At 34.5% G+C, this 2,119-nt stretch carries 1 protein-coding gene and 1 pseudogene; one reads left to right on the top strand and one right to left on the bottom strand.

What is annotated here, in order from left to right:
* Window positions 1-525: 525 nt before the first annotated feature.
* Entirely contained in the window at window positions 526-759 is a 234-nt protein-coding gene (locus tag D5F11_RS25630; protein WP_120119617.1) for a hypothetical protein, read from the bottom strand.
* A 564-nt stretch (window positions 760-1,323) separates the two neighbouring features.
* Here D5F11_RS25630 and D5F11_RS25635 point away from each other — a divergent pair.
* Window positions 1,324-1,584: pseudogene (locus D5F11_RS25635) on the top strand (manganese catalase family protein); the annotation flags it as partial.
* Window positions 1,585-2,119 lie beyond the last annotated feature (535 nt).

The following is a 2,119-nucleotide window of genomic DNA, read 5'->3' on the forward strand; positions in this document are numbered from 1 at the left end:
AATCTACGTAATCTTACAAGACAGCATGAAAATATTACGGCTTTAGTTGTGAAACGTAAGGAAGGAAAGCCATATAAAGTAGCCTTAATTGCGTGTGCTAATAAACTCTTACATTGGATTTATGCACTTTTAAAAAACAAAACTACATTCCAAGATTTAGCTTGATTTAACAATATTACTAGATAAACCAAAGCTTTCCAAACGTAATATTTGGAAGGTTATTTGGCATTCTCAAATTTAGTATAACATGAAACATTTTAAGTTTTTATTGAAAAATGTTGACAACTATTGGCTGGTTTGTTGAATAGAATAATTCGCATTCTTTAAACAACTTTTTGTCACTTTACAACAGGCAAGATTAGCAAAAAAGATCCCTTATTAAGTGACTTCTATAAAAAAAGTCACGATTGGTGAAGGTAGCTGCCCAAAATACAAAATCATCCGGAGAAAAACGAAAAATCATTTTTCTCCGGATGATTTATTTTAGGAGCTTTTTAGACGGCTCTTTTTCCAACTAATGACAACTTAATTTTTGGCAGGTTTAAATTTTTGAGAAAGAAGATAGGCCATCGTACCGATAAGCAGTGTTTCAAGTAACGGCATTGAATTAACCTCACCAAATTCTACTGTTTGACTGAGGCTTCCCTTTATTGTATAGAAATCCGGGGTATAAAGGGCAGTTGCAATAGCACCTGATAATATTTGAAATGCCATATAGAGCAAACTTAAACAAAATAAAAATACAAAATACTTTTTCAATATCATCACCTCTTTTAGAATACTTTGTCACTTTAATATAACATACTTTCTTGTTCAGAAAACCTTTCTTCTTTGGTGAAATATGCTTGAATGGAGGTGAGTTGGGGGAACTTTTCTTCTTTCAGCTTTCCCTTCCACAATTTACGCTTTAGCCCTCAGTCTGGTCTCCAGCTTCTACACCGCATTAACCAGCAAATAGTACTTATTTTTGATCTCAACAAACATAAAAGCTACTTATCATTTTTTCTAAAAAAGCTGATTCCCCATAAAAGAACACTGCACAGCAAGCTACCGTTATACAAACGAATGCAATCCAATACTAGCAATATTTTTAATTAAGTATTATGGAGGTGCAGACAGTAGCTTATATATATATCAAATGCGCCTTGGCGTATTTGTGCCCAGATTTTATCGAGCTCCACTCGATAAGTTTCCTCTGAAAATCTGTAGCATCCGCCGGAGGCTTTGACTTTATTCAGCCGGGGTTTGAACCCCCACTGAATGGATTACCAATATACATTCATCTCACCACTTATAGAAGTGGGAGGTTTCTGCTGAATGAAGTTAAATCAGCGCTATTCCATTCCGGATTTAGTGATCGGATCTTTAACAGATATCGGCATAGAGAAGTTTGCTCACCTGAGAATGATTGCCGCTATGGTATACAAATTAACAAAAGATGCCACTCCTGAACAAATGAAGGAAGGAGGGTTGGAAGCTCATTACGCGAATTATGAAAAAGCATTATTCTACAATAATACCGCTGGTAATCCTTTGAAAGTGGCCTATATCCAAGCTAAAGGTGAACCCTTTGTCTTTATATACATTCCAGTCAATATTCTTACTCAACAAAAAAACGCACAGGTTCATCCTGCACGAAAAAACTACTTATGTTTTTTTTTGAATAACACAGAATCTCCAGTAAAGAAAACTGCATAACATGCTACAGTTATAGCTACTGTTGATACTTCTGAGGGATAGTATTTAATGGCAACTACTAATGCAATTAAAAATATTATACTATGAAATATTAATCGTGTTTTGCTTATTTCTGTTCACTCCCACGCTTTTTTCCTCTAACTCACTTAAAGGCCACCTGAATTTGGAACGATTGGAAGAACTTTTCTACATTTATACGTATTTTAAGTAAATTCATTTCATACATCACACAATTTTTCTACTTCTAAATAAATATTCAGTAATTACTTTGGAAACAAAGAATGTTAATGAGCCAATGACGCTGATCATAATAAAAACCAAGATATCAATCATATCACTTATAGTTTAGAGAAGGGCCCATAGCTACTTGAACCTCTCGCCACTTAACAACCTTATGGTCTGTTTGAAGTGGGAGATTCCT

The sequence above is a fragment of the Siminovitchia terrae genome, from assembly GCF_003605405.2.
Taxonomy (GTDB): domain Bacteria; phylum Bacillota; class Bacilli; order Bacillales; family Bacillaceae_C; genus Siminovitchia; species Siminovitchia terrae.